4 protein-coding genes are annotated in these 3,597 nt (G+C 40.6%); all 4 read right to left on the bottom strand.

Annotated elements, in window-relative coordinates; translation table 11 throughout:
• On the bottom strand, positions 1-279 hold a 279-nt coding region (locus ACUVXA_RS18185; protein WP_445872704.1), incomplete at its 3' end, for a dihydroxy-acid dehydratase domain-containing protein.
• 196 nt (positions 280-475) lie between these two features.
• Complete coding sequence (gene pncA, locus ACUVXA_RS18180) at positions 476-1,153, bottom strand: bifunctional nicotinamidase/pyrazinamidase (protein ID WP_445872703.1); 678 nt, start codon at positions 1,151-1,153, stop codon at positions 476-478.
• Between the two features lie 141 nt (positions 1,154-1,294).
• Positions 1,295-3,139, bottom strand: a complete 1,845-nt coding sequence (locus tag ACUVXA_RS18175) for an aldehyde ferredoxin oxidoreductase N-terminal domain-containing protein (RefSeq protein WP_445872702.1) — start codon at positions 3,137-3,139, stop codon at positions 1,295-1,297.
• On the bottom strand, positions 3,140-3,376 hold the full coding sequence (locus ACUVXA_RS18170; protein ID WP_445872701.1) for a 4Fe-4S binding protein: 237 nt from the start codon (positions 3,374-3,376) through the stop codon (positions 3,140-3,142).
• Between the last annotated feature and the right edge of the window lie 221 nt (positions 3,377-3,597).

Here is a 3,597-nt window from a genome sequence, read left to right as displayed (position 1 = left end):
GAACCGAACACCATTTAGGCGGTGTCCTAAATGGGTAAGTTTCGGACAACGGTATCTCATGCCCTCGTGTCCCATTGCAATACCATCGCAAGCAGCGATTGTGTGGAATTGGAGTGGTGTGCCTCCTGCCATTCTTACTCCGGCTTCCACAGCGTCCGCCACTGTATCCAAGTGTACGTGGCCAGGCACAATGTTTGTCCAGCTATTTACCACTGCGATAAGTGGTCTATTGAGTTCATCGTCGGTGAATCCGCAAGCTTTCAGTAGAGTTCTTGCCATGTATCCTTCAACTTGTCCATATACCTTTCTACTCCTCAGTTCAGAAGACATAAATTAATCACCTTCTCCAAATATTTCTAAAATTTTATGAGAATTCAATAATATAGAACTTAACCAAGAGTTTTCCTACTCTTACATATTTGCCGATCATCTTTTTTAACGTTATTAAAATTTGAAGGATTAAAGAGTTATTTTTTTAAAAAAAATTATGTTGCTTGACGAATTTTACTCCTTTTTCAACCATGTCTGTTAAAACTTGTGATAGTCTTCCTTTTGGTTCATTTATTCCTCTTGTTAAATCTATTATAAAATATACGTCGAAACCAAATTCTCTGCCATCAACGGCTGTATAGTAGCAGCAATAATCCAAAGCTAGTCCGCATATGAATATTCTGTTAATATTTAATGACTGAAGATATCCTCTAAGTCCGGTTTCGCGAATCTTATTTTTGTCTCTGAATCCAGAATATGAATCTACTTTTGGATCTACGCCCTTTCTTATGATGGCATTGGTTACTGTGGTATCTAAGTCCTTATGAAATTCTGCTCCATGGGAACCTTGTACGCAGTGATCTGGCCATAGAATAGGTCCTATCCTCTCTTCTTCACTGTATTCGTCTCCTGGTTTCATTCCTGGATGATTACTTGCAAAGGACAGGTGATGTTGCGGATGCCAATCTTGGGTTTGAACTACTACATATAGATTTTCATTAAATAATTTACTAATTTCATTGATACCACCGATTATTTTATCTCCACCTTCCACAGCTAAAGCCCCTCCTGGAAGAAAGTCATATTGCATGTCAACAATTATTAAAGCATCTGTTCCTTTTAGCGCAATGTCTTTTTCAATCTTTAAGCCTTTAATTTCCATTACAATCAGCTCAGATTGTTTTTAAATTATCATTTTTAATTCTACAAAACTTAAAAGTTAAATTTACTAACCCACTGAATTTGATTTATAATAGGGAATATGGAATTTATGAAATTTTTTGTTTTTACCGTTTCATTCATTTTATAGGTTTTTTAGCTCTTCTTTGAGGTCTAGCTCTACCAGTTTTTGTTTGGTGGGGATGCCGTTACGGTCCCAGCCTCTCTCATTATAGTAGTCATCGAGCATTTGTTCAACGTTTTCTCTTGTTAGTTCTCCTTTGCCGGTGTATTCCATGAATCGGGGTTCAGTGAACCACTGGTCTGGGGGCTTGTCTCGGGTTGTGTAGCCTTCTCTGATGTTTGCGATTTTTAACAGGTTGTATATTCTCTCACCGGCTTTGAGGAGTTCTTCTTTGCTTTTTTCTATTCCAGTTGCGGCTGCGTAGAGTTCGGGGTAGAGGTCTGCGTAGTAGAAGCGGTTTATTTGTGCTCTGGCGCATATTCCTAGTGCCGCCAATACTATGAAGTTGTCGTGAGCATATTTTAGCAGTTTACCGACCTTTAACTCTTTTAGCTGCGGTAGTATTTTTTCTATTGCCTCGTCTGGGACTCCTATTTTGTTCAGTAGTCTGGGGAATTTTTCTAAAGGTCTCTGAGCGAAGTATGTGGGTGATCCTCCTGGTGCAGCGTGGGGGCCTCTGGGGTTTAGGATTTGTCCCAGTTCCATTGTGCCCATGTACTGCCAGGGTAGGGGTCCCTTTGGATTTATGTATGTGACCATTCCCTTACTGGTTGGTAGTGCTAGTTCTCGGTTTTCCTCGCCGTATTCTTTGACGATTCCTTCTATTCCTTCTGCAAGTAGGTCTCCGAGTCCTTCTCGGTATGCCACCTTTTTTATCCATTTTTCAAGGTTCTGGTAATCGTAATGGATTTTGGAGTCTGGATAGTCTCCTAGTAGTTCTTTTTCGGAGAGTTTTTTTGCGAGGTCTAGTGCTCCGAAGAACTCAAACAGGTCTATGCCGTAATCATCTAGAAAGGCGGTGAGCCTCACATACTCCTGATAGTCGGATATTCCGTAGAGCATTGGGAGAATGAGGTTGACTGCGGAGGATGTTATTTTGGTGAACCCCTTAAATTTTCCTTCTCTGAGTTGCAAGTAATCTTTGTCTCCTATAGGGCATCCTATGCAGGCCATTCTCGCTTTGAACAGTTTTTCCAGGTAGAGGTCTTTATCTAAGTAGGGAAGGCTTACAATGAGTCCCAGTTTTTGCCAGTCTTTCAGCAGGTCATAATTTCGGATTCTTTCATAAAGTCCATCACACACCTTCTTGAACCTCTTTTTATCAGCAACCGTTACTCCCTTCCTACCTCTTACCACAACGGCTTTTAGATTCTTTGAACCAAAAACTGCAGCCACTCCGCCTCTTCCAAAAGAGGAAGCTCTATCAACCATTGCCATCGAATACTTTACCAAGTTTTCTCCTGCTTGACCAATGGCGATAACGCCCAAGGGTCTTCCATATCTATTATATAATTCATCTGTGGATTCGTCTATGCCTTTCCCCCAGAGTGATTTTGCATCACAGAGTTCAATATCATCATCAAAGAGCTTCAAGTACACTGGTTTATCAGATTTACCGCTAATAACTATGTGATCGTAACCAGCGCATTTTTGCATACAGGCAAAGTGCATTCCTCCTCCACCACACCACCCCATAGCATTATTGATTGGCAGCTTGGTTGTGGCGAAAATTCTGGTAGCTCCCGGCGCATAAGTGCCCACCAGAGGTCCTGCTCCAAGTATTATCAGATTATCTGGAGATAGTGGATCAACTCGCGGCTTCATCAAGTCATAGGCGAGTTTGATGTTTGTTCCTAATCCACCGATAAATTTCTCAGCAATATCTAGGTTCAAGTCTTCTTTTTCCACTTTGCCCTCTGACAAATCAACATGTATAATTTTTCCAGCGTATCCTCCAATTTCCACTTAATCACCCGGCTTAATTTTTTCCAAGGTTCCATAGAAACAATATTCGGCACAAATACCGCAGTCTGTACATTCATCGGTGAAAACTATTTTAGAGCCCTCAGGAGACCACTCAATTATTATCCTGGCCTCTAGGGGATTAAATCTATCCGTGTAAGTGAATGAGCACGCTAGCTGGCAGTTTAAGCATCCCGCACAATTCTCAGGATGTACTTTGATCTTTTTCGATTCCACCATTAAACCATATCCTAACTTTTCTTAAACCATCTTGTATATCATACTTTTAAGTTTTAGCTCTAGAACTCAATTAGAAACGGTTAAAAAATTGGTAAGAGCCTATGCTAACAGTTCTAAAATATTGGTGTTTAAATAGAATTATGCTGAACTACCGCTAGATGCATAGGGAGCGATTATACACCCTCAAAGAAGCAAAACAACTACTAGGCGTCACGACACAA

Source organism: Candidatus Jordarchaeum sp., assembly GCF_052745115.1.
The sequence above is the reverse complement of the archived record's forward strand: the minus strand, read 5'-3'. Positions and strand labels throughout refer to the sequence as shown.

Bases quoted from the DNA above. Each gene is read 5' to 3' on its own strand.
- pncA (WP_445872703.1), bottom strand. From the start codon at position 1,153: ATGGAAATTAAAGGCTTAAAGATTGAAAAAGACATTGCGCTAAAAGGA.
- ACUVXA_RS18170 (WP_445872701.1), bottom strand. From the start codon at position 3,376: ATGGTGGAATCGAAAAAGATCAAAGTACATCCTGAGAATTGTGCGGGA.